The organism is Micromonospora sp. RTBAU3-60, assembly GCF_054963695.1.
Genome location: NZ_JBUEGB010000050.1, coordinates 15,356 through 30,504 on the forward strand (window position 1 = coordinate 15,356; position 15,149 = coordinate 30,504).

At 74.8% G+C, this 15,149-nt stretch carries 10 protein-coding genes; 2 read left to right on the forward strand and 8 right to left on the reverse strand.

The window, feature by feature from the left end; all coding sequences use genetic code 11:
• Window positions 1-67: 67 nt before the first annotated feature.
• The 4 genes from ACY34I_RS30405 to gltB all read right to left on the reverse strand — a co-directional run bounded on the left by ACY34I_RS30405 (window position 68) and on the right by gltB (window position 8,954).
• Window positions 68-595: a hypothetical protein gene (locus ACY34I_RS30405; RefSeq protein ID WP_462758515.1), complete on the reverse strand. Its 528-nt coding sequence runs from the start codon at window positions 593-595 to the stop codon at window positions 68-70.
• A gap of 212 nt (window positions 596-807) precedes the next feature.
• On the reverse strand, window positions 808-2,511 hold the full coding sequence (locus tag ACY34I_RS30410) for an MFS transporter (RefSeq protein ID WP_462758495.1): 1,704 nt from the start codon (window positions 2,509-2,511) through the stop codon (window positions 808-810).
• 223 nt (window positions 2,512-2,734) lie between these two features.
• Window positions 2,735-4,273 carry a glutamate synthase subunit beta gene (locus tag ACY34I_RS30415; RefSeq protein WP_462758496.1) on the reverse strand — a complete coding sequence of 513 codons (1,539 nt, stop codon included), beginning with the start codon at window positions 4,271-4,273 and terminating at the stop codon, window positions 2,735-2,737.
• Window positions 4,266-8,954: a glutamate synthase large subunit gene (gltB, locus tag ACY34I_RS30420; protein WP_462758497.1), complete on the reverse strand. Its 4,689-nt coding sequence runs from the start codon at window positions 8,952-8,954 to the stop codon at window positions 4,266-4,268. The genes ACY34I_RS30415 and gltB overlap by 8 nt, the downstream gene beginning before the upstream one ends.
• A gap of 147 nt (window positions 8,955-9,101) precedes the next feature.
• Here gltB and ACY34I_RS30425 point away from each other — a divergent pair, with 147 nt between their 5' ends.
• The gene (locus ACY34I_RS30425) at window positions 9,102-9,947 is read left to right on the forward strand and encodes a GNAT family N-acetyltransferase (protein WP_148796663.1); all 846 of its coding nucleotides are present in this window, start codon (window positions 9,102-9,104) and stop codon (window positions 9,945-9,947) included.
• A 26-nt stretch (window positions 9,948-9,973) separates the two neighbouring features.
• Here the strand turns inward: ACY34I_RS30425 and ACY34I_RS30430 are convergent, their stop codons facing one another.
• Both ACY34I_RS30430 and lgt read right to left on the reverse strand, forming a co-directional pair.
• Window positions 9,974-11,161 (reverse strand): FAD-dependent oxidoreductase, encoded by a 1,188-nt coding sequence (locus tag ACY34I_RS30430; RefSeq protein ID WP_462758499.1) that lies wholly within the window; start codon window positions 11,159-11,161, stop codon window positions 9,974-9,976.
• 11 nt (window positions 11,162-11,172) lie between these two features.
• On the reverse strand, window positions 11,173-12,348 hold the full coding sequence (lgt, locus tag ACY34I_RS30435) for a prolipoprotein diacylglyceryl transferase (RefSeq protein WP_462758500.1): 1,176 nt from the start codon (window positions 12,346-12,348) through the stop codon (window positions 11,173-11,175).
• A gap of 102 nt (window positions 12,349-12,450) precedes the next feature.
• Between lgt and ACY34I_RS30440 the strand changes: the two genes are divergently transcribed.
• Window positions 12,451-13,017: an NUDIX hydrolase gene (locus ACY34I_RS30440; protein ID WP_462758501.1), complete on the forward strand. Its 567-nt coding sequence runs from the start codon at window positions 12,451-12,453 to the stop codon at window positions 13,015-13,017.
• A 78-nt stretch (window positions 13,018-13,095) separates the two neighbouring features.
• Here ACY34I_RS30440 and trpA read toward each other — a convergent pair whose 3' ends face one another.
• Together trpA and trpB are read right to left on the reverse strand one after the other, a co-directional pair.
• A complete protein-coding gene (gene trpA / locus ACY34I_RS30445; protein WP_462758502.1) occupies window positions 13,096-13,899 on the reverse strand; it encodes a tryptophan synthase subunit alpha in 804 nt (267 codons plus the stop codon).
• 5 nt (window positions 13,900-13,904) lie between these two features.
• Window positions 13,905-15,137 carry a tryptophan synthase subunit beta gene (gene trpB, locus ACY34I_RS30450; RefSeq protein WP_462758503.1) on the reverse strand — a complete coding sequence of 411 codons (1,233 nt, stop codon included), beginning with the start codon at window positions 15,135-15,137 and terminating at the stop codon, window positions 13,905-13,907.
• Window positions 15,138-15,149 lie beyond the last annotated feature (12 nt).

The following is a 15,149-nucleotide window of genomic DNA, read 5'->3' on the forward strand; positions in this document are numbered from 1 at the left end:
GGCTCCGGCGACTGTGGAGCTGACCTCACGAACGACACAGCCACGCGGAGGTGACCGACGGGGGCGGTCAGCGCGTACCGGCGGCCGAGACCTGCGCCGGCGCCAACGGGTCGGCGCCGGCCTCGACCGCCCGGATGTGCCGGTACGCGAACCACAGCGGCGGGAACGCGCCGACCGCGAAGGAGAGGTCGACCAGCGTCCAGAACCAGGGAATGTCTCGCACCGGCCCGCAGATCAGCGCCAGCGGCACGATCCCGGCACAGGCGATCATCCCGAACTGCACCACCCAGACGTTGCGAACCGGATCCCGCAGCGGCCCCCAGAACGCCACCGCGAGCACCAGATGGGCGAAGGCGAGCCAGTCCGTGCCGTACAGCATGAACGGGTAGCGGTCGCCGGTCTCGACGAGTCCGGTGTGGACCCGCTCGATCCAGGCGACCAGCGCCGGGAACTGCCCGGCGAGCGGGTCGAGCACCCGGAGCAGCCAGCGCACCTCCAGCTCCAGCGGGAACGCGGTCACCCCGCTGAGAAACAGCCCCACCACCACGACCCACAGCCACCGGCGGACCCGCCGCAGGCGTTCCTCGACGTCTATGACGGCAGCGTAGTGACGATCTTCGTGCCGCCGAGGTCCCGGACGCCCTCCTGCGCGCATGACCTCGCTCACCCCGGTCGAGCCGCGGGCCGCCCGCCGGCCGTGATCGTGCTCGATCGCGGAAGTAGTGGCCTCCCGGTGGGCGGTGGGCCACTACTTCCCGGATCGAGCGCGACCTTCACCGGCCGGTCGGCGGGACCGCGCGGGCCGGGTCAGCCGGCGAGGGCGCAGTCGGCCGCGTGGACCGTCGCCCGGGACCGGCGCCGCGACCGGTGCGGCGCGCAGGCCGCGCACTCGCGGGCCGGGCGGAGCGCCCCGCCGGCCGCGAGCCGCCCGGCAGGGCGCAGTCGGGCGAACCGCGTACCGCCCAGGCGCAGCCCCGCCGGGCGGGGCACCGGGACCGGGCGCGGGCCGTCGGCGGCCACCGGGCGGCCGGCGCCGACGGCGTCCGGGGAAACACCTGCGCCCGTGGGGGACACGGCACCGACCACGGAGCCCGCCAGCGACCCGCTGGCCGTAGCGCCCGTGGCGGACACGGCGCCGACCACGGCGCCCGCCGGGGACCCGCCCGCCGCAGCACCCGTCGAGGACACGGCGCCGGCCGCGACGCCCGCCGGGCGGACGACGCGGGCGGCGGTGGCCGCGACCCGGCGGCGCACGGCCGGCGCGGCGAGCACCAGGGTGAGCCGACGGCGCAGTCGCCGCTCCCGGAGCCGGTCGAGGGCCACCCCGGCCGCGAGGGTGGCAACGGTGGTGAGGGCGCCGGCCAGCACCAGGGTCTGCCGGGGTCCGGCGTGCTCGGAGAGCCAGCCGAGCAGGGGCGCGCCGACGGCCGCGGAGATCGAGCCGGTGACCGCGAGGGCGGCCAGCACCCGGCCCCGCATGGCGTAGTCGGTGTCGAGCTGCGCGCGGGCGCCGACCGTGGTGTCGATGATCACGGCCGCCGCTGCCACCGGCAGGATCACCGCGGCGAAGCTCAGCGTGCCGGGGGCCAGCCCGGCGACGATCTGCAGGGCGCTGGCCAGCAGGCCGGCCCCCACCAGCACCCGGTAGCCGAGTTCCCGGCGGCGGGCCGCGACCAGCGCGCCGAGCACCGTCCCGACCGCGAAGACGGTGGAGAGGAAGCCGTAGCCGGAGGCGCCGCCGCGCAGCGGCCCGTCGCTCATCGCGGCCATGGTCACCTGGTAGTTGCGGCCCAGGCTGCCGAGCACGAAGGACAGCGCCAGGGCCACCAGCACCACCGGCTGCCGTAGCAGATACCGGAAACCGGCCCGGATGCCGCCGTCCGCCGGCGGCGCGTCGGCCGCTTCCGCCGCACCGGTGTGCCGCTCCCCCTCGCGTACGGCGAACAGGGCCGCCACGACCGCGACGAAGCTGGCGGAGTTGATCGCGAAGAGCAGCGCGGGGCCGACGGCGGCGACCACGACGGCGCCGACGCTCATGCCGAGGATGCGGCCGGCGGAGTTGGTGAGCGAGCCGAGGGCGAGCGCGTTGCCGAGGCTCTCCCGGTCCACCAGGGTCGAGCACCAGCGGCCCATCACCGGGCCCTCGATCGCCGACACCGCACCGGTGACCAGGGAGATCGCGTAGATGGCCGGCAGGCCGCCGGTGCCGGTGACGGCGACCAGGGCCAGCCCGGCGGCGAGCAGCGCGTGGGCGGCCTGGGCGCCGATCAGCAGCGGCTTGGCGGGCAGCCGGTCGGCCAGCGCGCCGCCCCAGACGCTGAGCACCAGGCTGGGCAGCGCCTGCAGCAGGACGGTGAGCCCCATGGAGGTGGCGGATCGGGTCTCCGCCAGCACGTACCAGTTGACGCCCAGAACCTGCATCCAGGTCCCGATGACCGACACGAACCCGGCGGCGGCCCAGATCCGGTAGTTGCGGTGGCGCAGCGCGGCGAACGTGGCGCCGAGGGCCATGAGGATTTCCCCGTCCAGTGGGTGACACGACGAAAGCCGGACCCCGCAGGTCCGGCCAGTCGCCAAGTCTGACCTCGGCTAAACCTCATTGCCGCTGTTCGTGAGGCGTTTCACGGGCTGCGCCCCGAGTTCGGGGCGCAGCCCGCTGGGAACCGGATGAGCGTTTCCGGAATCTGCGATCCGGCCGGCTCGGCCCGGACCGCAGACGGCTGACCGGGGTGGATCAGCGGGCGGCGAGCGGCTGCCGGGCCGGGTCCACCGGCGCGGGCAGCTCGCCCACCCCACCGAGGTACGCGTGGATCGCGGCGGCGGCGGCCCGCCCCTCGGCGATCGCCCAGACGATCAACGAGGCGCCCCGGTGCATGTCCCCGGCGACGAAGACCCCGTCGGCGTCGGTCTGCCAGTCGGCGCGGGCGTCGACCGCGCCGCGGGCGTTGCGGCTCACCCCGAGCTGGGCCAGCAGCGGCTGCTCCTCGGTCCCCTCGAAGCCGATGGCCAGCAGCACCAGGTCGGCCGGCAGCTCCCGCTCGGAGCCGGGCAGCGCGGTGACGATCCGTCGGCCGTCCCGCTTCTCCACCGTCACCTCGGCGATCCGTACCGCCCTGACCTGGCCGGTGCCGTCGTCGACGAACTCCTGCACCGCCACCGCGAAGACCCGCTCGCCGCCCTCCTCGTGGGCCGGGTAGCTGCGCAGGATCCACGGCCAGGTGGGCCACGGGTCCCGGGCGGCGTCCCGGCTGGCCGGGGGCTCCGGGTAGAGGTCGAGCTGGTGCACGCCGGCCGCCCCCTGCCGGTGGGCCACGCCGAGGCAGTCCGCGGCCGTGTCGCCCCCGCCGATGATCACCACGTGCCTGCCGGCCGCGTCGATCGGCGTACCGTCCGGCAGCGTGGCCGGGGCCGGTCGGCCCCCGTCGCCCGCCGCCGCACCGCCGGGCTGGCCGGCAGCCGCCGCGGCGACCGCGCGGTTGGCGGCCACCAGGTGCGTCATCGCCTGGTGTACGCCGCGCAGCTGCCGGCCCGGCGTCTCGGGGACGTCCCGGCCCTGCAACGCGCCGCAGGCGAGCAGCACCGCGTCGTGCTCGGCGCGCAACTGCTCGGCGGTCACGTCGACGCCGACGTTCACCCCGGTGCGGAAGCGCACCCCCTCGGCGGCGAGCTGGGCCAGCCGCCGGTCGATGTGTTGCTTCTCCAGCTTGAAGTCGGGAATGCCGTACCGGAGCAGGCCGCCCAGCGCGTCGTCCCGCTCGTACACGGTCACGGCGTGCCCGGCGCGGGCGAGCTGCTGGGCGGCGGCGAGTCCGGCGGGCCCGGAGCCGACCACGGCGACCGACTTCCCGGTCGGCGCCGGCACCGGCCGCGGGCGCAGCCCGCCGCGGGCCGCCGCGTCGGCGATCTCCACCTCGACCTGCTTGATGGTGACCGGCTGCTGGCCGCCGAGGCCGAGCACGCACGCCGCCTCGCACGGCGCCGGGCAGAGCCGTCCGGTGAACTCGGGGAAGTTGTTGGTGGCGTGCAGCGACTCCACCGCGGCGTCCCAGTTGCCGGTCCGGACCAGGTCATTCCAGTCCGGGATGCGGTTGCCCAGCGGGCAGCCGTCGTGGCAGAACGGGATGCCGCAGTCCATGCACCGGGTCGCCTGCTCGCGGATCAGCTCCTCGCCGGCCGGCGGGTACACCTCCCGCCAGTCCATGATCCGCACCGGCACCGGGCGGCGGGCGGGCAGCCGCCGGTCGTAGCGCAGGAAACCGTTCGGGTCAGGCACGAGCCACCTCCTGGGCGGCCGCCCGCGGGGCGGGCGGCACCGGCGCGGCGAGGGCGCTCATCACCGCGTCGTCGACGTCACGGCCGGCGGCTTCGGCGGCCCGCATGATCTCCAGCACCCGGCGGTAGTCCCGGGGCACCACCGCGGTGAACTCCTCCACCGCCTCCGGCCAGCGCTTGAGCAGCTCCGCCGCGACCGCCGAGTCGGTCTCCGCGAAGTGCCGCTGCACCAGCTCGTGCAGCAGGTGCCGCTCCTCGTCACGCAGCGGCGACAGGTCGACCAGCTCCGGATTGACCAGCCTCCGGTCGAGCCGGTGCACGAACGCCGCGCCGCCGGACATGCCGGCGGCGAAGTTACGGCCGGTCGGGCCGAGCACCACCACCGTGCCGCCGGTCATGTACTCGCAGCCGTGGTCGCCGACGCCCTCGACGACCGCCACCGCGCCGGAGTTGCGCACCGCGAACCGCTCGCCGACCCGGCCACGCAGGAACACCTCCCCGTCGGTGGCCCCGTAGAGCAGGGTGTTGCCGGCGATGATCTGGTCCTCGGCCCGCTCCCCCGGCCTGGCCGCGTCGTCCACGAACGGCGCCGCCGCATCCGGGCGGACGATGATCCGGCCGCCGGACAGGCCCTTGCCGAGGTAGTCGTTGGCGTCGCCGTGCAGGCGCAGGGTGACCCCGCGCGGCAGGAACGCGCCGAACGACTGGCCGGCGGTGCCGCGCAGCAGGAACTCGATCGTGTCGGTGGGCAGACCCGCCCCGCCGAACCGGCGGGTCACCTCGCCGCCCAGCATCGCGCCGACGCTGCGGTGCTCGTTGCGGACCGCCACCTCGACCCGGACCGGCGTGACGCCGGCGTCCCGCGCCTCGGCGCCGGCCGCCTCCGCCCGCAGCGCCGGCTCGGCCAGGGCGATGAGCTGGTTGTCCAGGGCTGCCGCCAGGCCGTGGTCCTGGGCCCGGACGCCCCGCCGGGCCGCGCCCTCGGGCAGCTCGGGCAGGTGCAGGACGCGGCTGAGATCGAGCCCGTGTCCCTTCCAGTGGTCGATGGCGCCGGTGACGTCGAGCAGCTCGGTGTGCCCGATCGCCTCGTCGATGCTGCGGAAGCCCAGCTCGGCGAGGTATCCCCGGACCTCCTCGGCGAGGAAGAGGAAGAAGTTCTCCACGAACTCCGGCTTGCCGGTGAAGCGCTCGCGCAGCACCGGGTTCTGGGTGGCGATGCCCACCGGGCAGGTGTCCAGGTGGCAGACCCGCATCATCACGCAGCCCTCGACGATCAGCGGGGCGGTGGCGAAGCCGAACTCCTCCGCGCCGAGCAGCGCCGCGATCAGCACGTCCCGGCCGGTCTTGAGCTGGCCGTCGACCTGCACGGTGACCCGGTCGCGGAGCTTGTTGAGCAGCAGCGTCTGCTGCGCCTCGGCCAGCCCCAGCTCCCACGGGGTGCCGGCGTGCTTGAGCGAGTTGAGCGGGGACGCGCCGGTGCCGCCGTCGTGCCCGGAGATCAGGATGACGTCGGCCTTGAGCTTGGCCACGCCGGCCGCGACCGTGCCCACCCCGACCTCGCTGACCAGCTTGACGTGCACCCGGGCGGCCGGGTTGACGCACTTGAGGTCGTGCACCAGTTGGGCCAGGTCCTCGATGGAGTAGATGTCGTGGTGCGGCGGCGGGGAGATCAGACCGACGCCCGGGGTGGCGTGCCGGGTACGCGCGATCCACGGCCAGACCTTGTTGCCGGGGAGCTGGCCGCCCTCGCCGGGCTTCGCCCCCTGGGCCATCTTGATCTGGAGGTCGTCGGCGTTGACCAGGTATTCACTCGTCACGCCGAAGCGCCCGCTGGCGATCTGCTTGACCGCCGAGCGGCGCCGCGGGTCGTGCAGCCGGTCGACGTCCTCGCCGCCCTCGCCGGTGTTGGACTTGCCGCCGAGCCGGTTCATCGCGATGGCGAGGGTCTCGTGCGCCTCCGCCGAAATCGACCCGTACGACATCGCGCCGGTGGCGAACCGCTTGACGATCTCGCTGGCCGGCTCCACCTCGTCCAGCGGCACCGGCGGGCGTACGCCGGTGCGCAGGGTGAACAGGCCGCGCAGCGAGCCCGCCTGGGCGGCCAGCTCGTCGACCTTGGCGGTGTACCGCCGGAAGACGTCGTACTGGCGGCTGCGGGTGGCGTGCTGGAGCAGGAAGACCGTCTCCGGGTTGAACAGGTGCAGCTCGCCCTCGCGGCGCCACTGGTATTCGCCGCCGACCTCCAGCCGGTCGGACGGCTGCGCGCCGGGGGCCGGCCAGGCCAGGGCGTGCCGGGCGGCCACCTCGGCGTGGATCTCGTGCAGCCCGATGCCGCTGATCGTGCTCGGGGTGCCCCGGAAGTAGCGCTCGACCAGGCGGGTGTCCAGGCCGACGGCCTCGAACACCTGGGCGCCGCAGTACGACGACACCGTCGAGATGCCCATCTTCGACATGATCTTCAGGACGCCCTTGCCGAGCGCCTTGACGTAGTTGCGGACCGCCTTCTCCGGGTCGACGCCGACCAGCGCGCCCGTGGAGATCATGTCCTCCACCGACTCGAAGGCCAGGTACGGGTTGACCGCCGCCGCGCCGTAGCCGATCAGCACGGCCGCGTGGTGCACCTCGCGGCAGTCGCCGGACTCCACGATCAGCGCCACCTGGGTACGCGTCTGCTCGCGTACCAGGTGCTGGTGCACCGCCGCGGTGAGCAGCAGCGACGGGATCGGGGCGAGGTCGGCGTTGGAGTCCCGGTCGGAGAGCACCAGGATGCGGACGCCGTCCTCGATCGCCTCGGAGACGTGCCGGCAGATCTCGGTCAGCCGCGCCTTGATCCCGGCGCCGCCGTCGCGGACCCGGTACAGGCCGGAGACCCGGACCGCCTTGAACCCGGGCAGGTCGCCGTCCTCGTCGATGGACAGGATCTTGGCCAGCTCGTCGTTGTCGATCACCGGGTAGGGCAGCACGATCTGCCGGCAGCTCGCCGGGCCCGGGTCGAGCAGGTTGCCCTCCGGGCCGATGGTGGACGCCAGGCTGGTCACCAGTTCCTCCCGGATGGCGTCCAGCGGCGGGTTGGTGACCTGGGCGAAGAGCTGGTGGAAGTAGTCGTAGAGCAGCCGCGGCCGGGTGGACAGCGGCGAGATGGGGGTGTCCGTGCCCATCGAGCCGATCGGCTCCGCGCCGGCGCGGGCCATCGGGGCGAGCAGGATCTTCAGCTCCTCCTCGGTGTAGCCGAAGGTCTGCTGCCGGCGGCGGACCGAGTCGTGGGTGTAGACGATGTGCTCGCGCGGCGGCAGCTCGTCCAGCTCGATCAGGCCGGCGTGCAGCCACTCGTCGTACGGCTGGGCGGCGGCCAGCTCGGCCTTGATCTCGTCGTCCTGGACGATGCGGCCGTTGACCGTGTCGACCAGGAACATCTTCCCCGGCTGGAGGCGGCCCTTGGCGACCACGGTGGCCGGGTCGAGGTCGAGCACGCCGGCCTCGCTGCCCAGCACGACCAGGCCGTCGGCGGTGCGCCACCAACGGCCGGGGCGCAGCCCGTTGCGGTCCAGCACCGCGCCGACGATCTCGCCGTCGGTGAAGGCGACCGAGGCGGGGCCGTCCCACGGCTCCATCAGGCTGGCGTGGAAGCGGTAGAAGGCGCGCTTGTCGGCGCGCATGTCCGGGTCGTTCTCCCACGCCTCGGGGATCATCATGAGCACCGCGTGCGGCAGGCTCCGCCCGGCCAGGTGCAGCAGTTCGAGCACCTCGTCGAAGTTGGCCGAGTCGGAGGCGCCGGGGGTGCAGACCGGGAAGACCCGGCGGATGTTGCCGGGAAGGTTCTCGCTGCGCAGCAGCGCCTCCCGGGCCTGCATCCAGTTCCGATTGCCGCGGATCGTGTTGATCTCACCGTTGTGCGCGATGAACCGGTACGGGTGGGCCAGCGGCCACGACGGGAAGGTGTTGGTGGAGAACCGCGAGTGCACCAGGGCGACCGCGCTGACCACCCGCTCATCGGTCAGCTCCGGGTAGAACGCCGGCAGCTGGTCGGGGGTGAGCATGCCCTTCCAGACCATGGTCCGCGCGGACAGCGACGGGAAGTATGCGGGCACGCCCCGCTCGGCGCTCTCCCGCTCGGCCTGCTTGCGGACGCAGAACGCCACCCGGTCCAGGTCCAGCCCGGTCAGCGGGGACCCGGCCGGGCCTGCGGGCGAGTCGGTGAGCCGGTGCGCGGCGAGGAAGACCTGCCGGATCCGGGGCAGCGCGGCGAGGGCGGTCTCGCCGAGGCCGCTCGGGTCGGTGGGGACGTCCCGCCAACCGAGGACGATGGCCCCCTCGACCAGGGCGTACTTGTCCACCACCTGGCGGGCCCGGGCCTCGGCCGCGTCGTCGTCCGGCAGGAAGACCAGGCCGGTGGCGTACTGGCCGGCGGGCGGCAGCGAGAAGTCGACGACCGCGCGCAGGAACGCGTCCGGCACCTGGATCATGATGCCGGCGCCGTCACCGGTGTTGTGCTCCGCGCCTCGGGCGCCCCGGTGGTCCAGCCGACAGAGCGCGCCGAGGCCGTTGGCGACGACCTGGTGCGACCGGCGGCCGTGCAGGTCGGCCACGAAAGCCACGCCGCACGCGTCGTGCTCGTACGCGGGGTCGTAGAGCCCCGTCGCGTGGGGGGCCGGCTGCGGGGTGTGCGGGTACGGAAAGGCCACCGGGCCTCCTGTCGTCACTCAGGTTGGATCATGGTCGGGACGACGTCGGCCCTACGTGGGTTTTATTGAGTCTACGTTAGGGCTTCCGGCGCAAGGCCAGTTCAGATTGATCACACTTCCAGACTGTGGGACGTGTAGTCTCGCGCGGTGGATGTCGTACGCACTGACGTGCTCGACCGGTTGGAGCGGTTCTACGACGCGGTGCCCCGGGACGGGGCGCGTACCGAGGAATTCGGCGCTCTGGTGCTCTTCGTCCGGGACGGCGCCGGATGGCCGTTCTACGCCCGCCCGCGGCTCGACGCCACCGCGCCACCCTCGCTCGCCGACGTGACCGCGGTCCGGGCCCGGCAACGGGAGCTGGGCCTGCCCGAGGCGTTCGAGTGGGTGCACGAGATCACCCCGGACCTGCTCGCGGTGGCCCGCTCGGCCGGGCTGACCGTGCTGGAGGCGCCGCTGATGGTGCTCGACCCGGCGCGCCTGCCCGACCCGGCCACGCTCAGCGACGTACCGGTGCGGGTCCTCGACCCGGCGGACCCGGGCTTCGCGGCGGACGTGGCGGTGCGCCGGGCCGTCGCGGCCGTCGGCTTCTCCAACGGCGGCACCACGCGCGGCGACGCCGGCCCGGCCGAGCGGGACGCCGCGGTCTCCCGGCTGGACGTGGCCACGCTGGAGGAGGACGCCACCCGGATCGCCGACGGCCGGCGGATCTCGGTGCTCGCCGAGAGTCCCGAGCAGGGGGCGTTGGCCAGCGGGATGGCGATGCGCGTCGACGACGTGGCGGAGATCGCCGGGGTGGCCACGCTGCCGGCGGCCCGTCGGCGCGGCCTCGGCGCGGCGGTGACCGCCACGCTCGCCCACGAGCTGCGCGCCGCCGGCACCGACCTGATCTTCCTCTCCGCCGGCAGCGAGGACATCGCCCGGGTCTACCTGCGGGTCGGCTTCCGCCGCATCGGCACCGCCTGCATCGCCGAGCCCGCCGCCCTGATCGGCTGACCCCGCCGGCCGTCCGCCGGGAGGGGTCAGGCGGGTGGGTGCCAGGAGGCGGCGGCGGAGGCGGCCGTGTTGCGCAGCCGGGGGCTGATCGTGCCGAGGGCGGCGTCGCGGGCACGCAGCGCCAGGCGGCCCCGGGTCTGCAGGACCGCCGACATCCGGCGGGTCTGCCGCACCATGGTCGCCGCGCGGGGCCGGCGCAGCCGGTCGTACGCGGCCACCGCGTCGGGCAGCCGGGACTCACGCAGCAGCGCGGAGAGGGTGGCCGCGTCCTCGAAGGCGAGGCAGGCGCCCTGCCCGAGGTGCGGGGGCATGGCGTGCGCGGCGTCGCCGAGCAGCACCAGGCCGCCCGGCCCGGCCGGGAAGCCGTACGCCCGGGGCAGCGGCCGTAGCTCGCGGATCTCCTGCTGCACCAGATCGACCGGCTCGGTGGCGTCGAGCAGCTCGGCGATCGGCGCCGGCCAGCCCGCGTACCAGCGCTTGAGCAGGGCGAGCTGGGTCTCCGCCGGCTCCGGGCGGGGCGCCCCCGCGGCGGTGGCCACCCAGTAGATGCCGCCCCGGCGGGAGGCGCCCGCGGCACCCCGGTCGCCGAGCGAGGCGGCCACGAAGCGGTAGCCAGCGCCCAGCGTCTCCCCGGGCACCGGCAGGTCGTCCGGCAGCTTCGGGGCGCGGAACCAGGGGATCACGGCCCGCCAGGCGGCGCAGCCCGAGCTCACCACCGCCGACTCCGGGGCGAGCTGCCGGCGGATCTCGCTGTCGGTGCCGTCGGCGGCCACCACCAGGTCCGCGGTCACGGTCTGCCGGCCGTCGCCGACCGCCGGGCGCTCCCCGCGAACCGCCCGCACCGTCCGCACGGTCACCCCGGTGCGCAGCTCCACCTGGTCACCGAGGCCGGCGATGAGCGCGTCGTGCAGGTCCTCCCGGTGCACCACGACCGGCATCCGCTCGGCCGGGGTGGGGCGTGGCTGCACCAGCCACTGCCCGTCGGGACGGCGGATCCCGCCGTCGGGCAGCGGGGTGGCGATGGCGTCCAGCCCGGCGCCGAGCCCGAGGGCGCGCAGCGCGCGTACCCCGTTGGGCCAGAGCACGACGGCGGTCGGCTCCGGACGGACCCGGTCGGACCGTTCTAGGAGGGTGACCCGCCACCCGGAGCGGGCCAGCACGCCGGCCACCGCCAGCCCGCCGAGGCCGGCGCCGACCACCACCGCGGTACGCATGACTCCCCCGCTCAGCTGTCCCGGTCGGCGGGGCGGGCGCCCGTGGCACCGGCCCGGTCCGCGTCACCGGCGGCATCGTCCGACCCGGCCGCGGTCACCTCGGCAACGTCCCCGGCCGCGACCGGCTCCGCGATCTCGTCGGCTGCTGGCTCCCCGCCGGGTTCCTCCTCCGGCACGACGCCGGTCTCCTGGTACGCCCGGAACTGCTGCTCGCTGACCACCCGGTAGCCCTCCGGCGCGACCTGCCGCGGCCCGGCCTCCCGCGCGGAGAGGTCGACCTGCGACACGTCGCCACCCGTGGACGGCTCCGGGGCGGCGGCGACACCGATCGGGACCAGGTAGTCGCGGGGCCCGCGGACGCGCACGAAGTAGGCCAGCGCGCCGAGGAAGACCAGCGCCGCGGTCCAGACGTTGAGCCGCAGGCCGAGGATGTGGTTGGCCTCGTCGGTGCGCATCAGCTCGATCCAGAACCGGCCGGCCGTGTAGCCCATCACATAGAGCGCGAAGGCGCGGCCCCGGCCGAGCCGCAGCTTGCGGTCGAGGAAGAAGACCAGGGCGGCGACGCCGATGTTCCAGACCGCCTCGTACAGGAAGGTCGGGTGGTAGAGCCCGGGCAGCAGGACCGAGTTGCCCGCGTCGTCGCGCAGCGCGTGCCCGGGGTGGTCCGGGTCCATCACGTGGACCTGCAGCCCCCAGGGCAGGCTGGTCCGGCCGCCGTAGAGCTCGTTGTTGAACCAGTTGCCGAAGCGGCCGACGGCCTGCGCCAGCGGCAGGCCCGGGGCCAGTGCGTCGGCCACCACCGCGAACGGGATGCCGAGCTGCCGGGCGGCGATCCAGGCGCCGAGCGCGCCGCCGGCGACGGCGCCCCAGATGCCGAGGCCGCCCTCCCAGATGGCGAACGCCTTGAGCGGCTCACCGCCGGCGCCGAAGTATTTCTCGGGCGAGGTGATCACGTGGTAGATCCGGGCGCCGATGATGCCGGTCGGCACCGCCCAGACGGCGATGTCGAGCACCGCGCCGGGGGCGACGCCGCGCCGGCGCAGCCGGAGCTCGGTAACCACGCAGGCCAGCACGATGCCGACAATGATGCAGAGCGCGTACGCCCGGACCGGAACCGGTCCGAACTGCCAGACGGCGGTGCTGGGGCTGGGCAGGGCCGCCAGTGGGGTCATCGGGGCGAGGGTCACGGGAGAACACGGTACCGCTGCGGACCGCGCTCCCGGCACCCCGGTTCGTCGGCTTGACGGCTCGGATGACTTCTGCTTTGCCCGGTCGTAGGCTCTTTGTCCATGAGCGTGCTCACCTGGGCGGTCGCCGCGGTCGTCACCGACCAGGCCGGACGGGTGCTGCTCTGCCGCCGGTCCGGGCCCGGCCGGCGCTGGGCGCTGCCCGGTGGCCGCCCCCGACGCGACGAGAGCCCACTCGCCGCCGCCGTACGCGAGATCCGCGCGGAGACCGGCTGGGCGGTCGACCTGGTGGACCTGGTGGGCCTCTACCGGCTCGGCGAGCCCGGCGTGCCCCGGCCACCGGCCGGCCGCTGCGGCGCCCTGCCGGACGTGCTGGTGCACGTGTTCCGCGCCCGGGTACGCGGCGACGCCCCGGCCGCCACTCCGGTCGGCGGCGGCGACCTGTGCTGGTATCCGCCGGAGGGGCTGCCCGAGGCGCTGACCCCGACCACCCGGGCCGCCGTGGCGGACGCCCTCGCGGGCCGGTCGGGGGTGCTGCGGGAGGCGCGGCCGGATCCGGTCCCGCCCGGCCCCCGAGGCGCACCGGGGGGCGCGCCGGTCGACGGCGAGCATGCCGTCGCTCCGCCCGCCGGCCTGTCGAGCTCACCCCGGCAGGGGCGAGAAACCTGACATCCTGCCCGAATCCGGGACGAATCTCAGGCACGAACGACACCGCAAACCCAACCGGGTGGGGCGGCTCAGCGGGGCTCAGCGCGCCGGGTTGCGAACGCCCTCGGCGAGTTCGGCGCTGAGCGTCCGCAGCGCGGCGAGCCCGGTGGCCTGGTCCGGGGCGTCGAGCACACAGCGGACCAGCGCGCTGCCGACGATGACCCCGTCGGCGTACCCGGCGACAGTCCCGGCCTGCGCCCCGGTCCCCACGCCCAGCCCGACGCCGACCGGCAGGTCGGTGACCTCGCGCAGCCGGGAAACCAGGATCGGCGCCGCCGCGGAGGTCTGCGACCGGGCGCCGGTGACCCCCATCAGCGCCGTGGCGTAGACGAAGCCGCGGCAGTGCTCGACGGTCATCTTGAGCCGCGCGTCCGTGGACGAGGGGGAGACCAGGAACGTCCGGTCCAGGCCGTACGCGTCGGAGGCGGCCAGCCACTCGCCGGCCTCCTCGGGGATGAGGTCCGGGGTGATCAGGCCGGTGCCGCCGGCGGCGGCCAGGTCACGGGCGAAGGCGTCGACGCCGTACTGCTCGATCGGATTCCAGTAGGTCATGGTGACCACCTGCGCGCCGGTCGCCGCGACCGCCTCGATGATGCGCAGGGTGTCGGCGGTGCGCACCCCGTTGGCGAGGGCCAGGTCGCTGGCCCGCTGGATGACCGGGCCGTCCATCACCGGGTCGGAGTACGGGATCTCCACCTCGATGACGTCCACGCCCGCCTCGACCATGGCCTTCATCGCGGCGATGCTGCCCTCGACGGTCGGGAACCCGGCCGGCATGCAGCCGACCAGCACGGCCCGCCCGTCGGCGCGGGCCTTGTCGAAGGCGACCCCGATGCGGCTCATGGCTCTCACTCCTTATCGAGGATGCCGAAGTACTGGCCGGCGGTGTGCACGTCCTTGTCGCCCCGACCGGAAAGGTTGACCACGATGACCGGCTCCCGGCCCAGCTCGGCGGCGAGCTGCGGAGCGATCTTCAGGGCGCCGGCGAGCGCGTGCGAGCTCTCGATCGCCGGGATGATCCCCTCGGTGCGGCAGAGCAGCTCGAACGCGGCCATCGCCTCGTCGTCGTCGACCGGCAGGTACGTGGCCCGGCCCTGGTCGTGCAGCCACGCGTGCTCCGGCCCGACGCCCGGGTAGTCCAGGCCCGCCGAGATCGAGTGCGACTCGATCGTCTGCCCGTCCTCGTCCTGCAGCACGTACGTCCGGGTGCCGTGCAGCACCCCGGCGGAGCCGCCGGTGATGCTGGCCGCGTGCCGGCCGGTCGCCACGCCCTCGCCGCCGGCCTCGAAGCCGTACAGCCGCACCCCGGTGTCGGGCACGAAGGCGTGGAAGATGCCGAGCGCGTTGGAGCCGCCGCCGACGCAGGCGGCGACCGCGTCCGGCAGCCCGCCGGTCAGGTCGAGGCACTGCTGGCGGGCCTCCTCGCCGATGCCGCGCACGAAGTCCCGGACCATCTCCGGGAACGGGTGCGGGCCGGCGGCCGTGCCGATCAGGTAGTGCGTGGTGTCGACGTTGGCGACCCAGTCCCGCATCGCCTCGTTCATCGCGTCCTTCAGCGTCCGCGAGCCGGTGGTGACCGGGACGACCGTGGCGCCGAGCATCCGCATCCGGGCCACGTTGAGCGCCTGCCGCTGGGTGTCGACCTCGCCCATGTAGACCACGCACTCGAGGTCGAACAGCGCGGCCGCGGTGGCGGTGGCCACGCCGTGCTGCCCGGCGCCGGTCTCGGCGATCACCCGGGTCTTGCCCATCCGCTTGGTGAGCAGCGCCTGGCCGAGCACGTTGCGGACCTTGTGCGCGCCGGTGTGGTTGAGATCCTCCCGCTTGAGCAGGATCCGCGCCCCGGCCCGGGCGGAGAGCCGGGTGGCCGGGTAGAGCAGCGACGGGGTGCCCGCGTAGCCGCGCAGCAGGCCGTCGAACTCGGCCCGGAAGGCCTCGTCGGTCATCGCCTTCCGGTACGCCGCGTCCAGCTCGTCGAGCGCCGCGACCAGCGCCTCCGGGACGAACCGGCCGCCGAACCGGCCGAAGTGACCGGCGGCGTCGGGTACCTGGGCGGCCGGGGCTGCGGCGTCGGCGCTCATCGGCGTGTCCTC

Bases quoted from the DNA above. Each gene is read 5' to 3' on its own strand.
- trpB (WP_462758503.1), bottom strand. From the start codon at position 15,137: ATGAGCGCCGACGCCGCAGCCCCGGCCGCCCAGGTACCCGACGCCGCC.
- ACY34I_RS30410 (WP_462758495.1), bottom strand. From the start codon at position 2,511: ATGGCCCTCGGCGCCACGTTCGCCGCGCTGCGCCACCGCAACTACCGG.
- ACY34I_RS30430 (WP_462758499.1), bottom strand. From the start codon at position 11,161: ATGCGTACCGCGGTGGTGGTCGGCGCCGGCCTCGGCGGGCTGGCGGTG.
- ACY34I_RS30440 (WP_462758501.1), top strand. From the start codon at position 12,451: ATGAGCGTGCTCACCTGGGCGGTCGCCGCGGTCGTCACCGACCAGGCC.
- trpA (WP_462758502.1), bottom strand. From the start codon at position 13,899: ATGAGCCGCATCGGGGTCGCCTTCGACAAGGCCCGCGCCGACGGGCGG.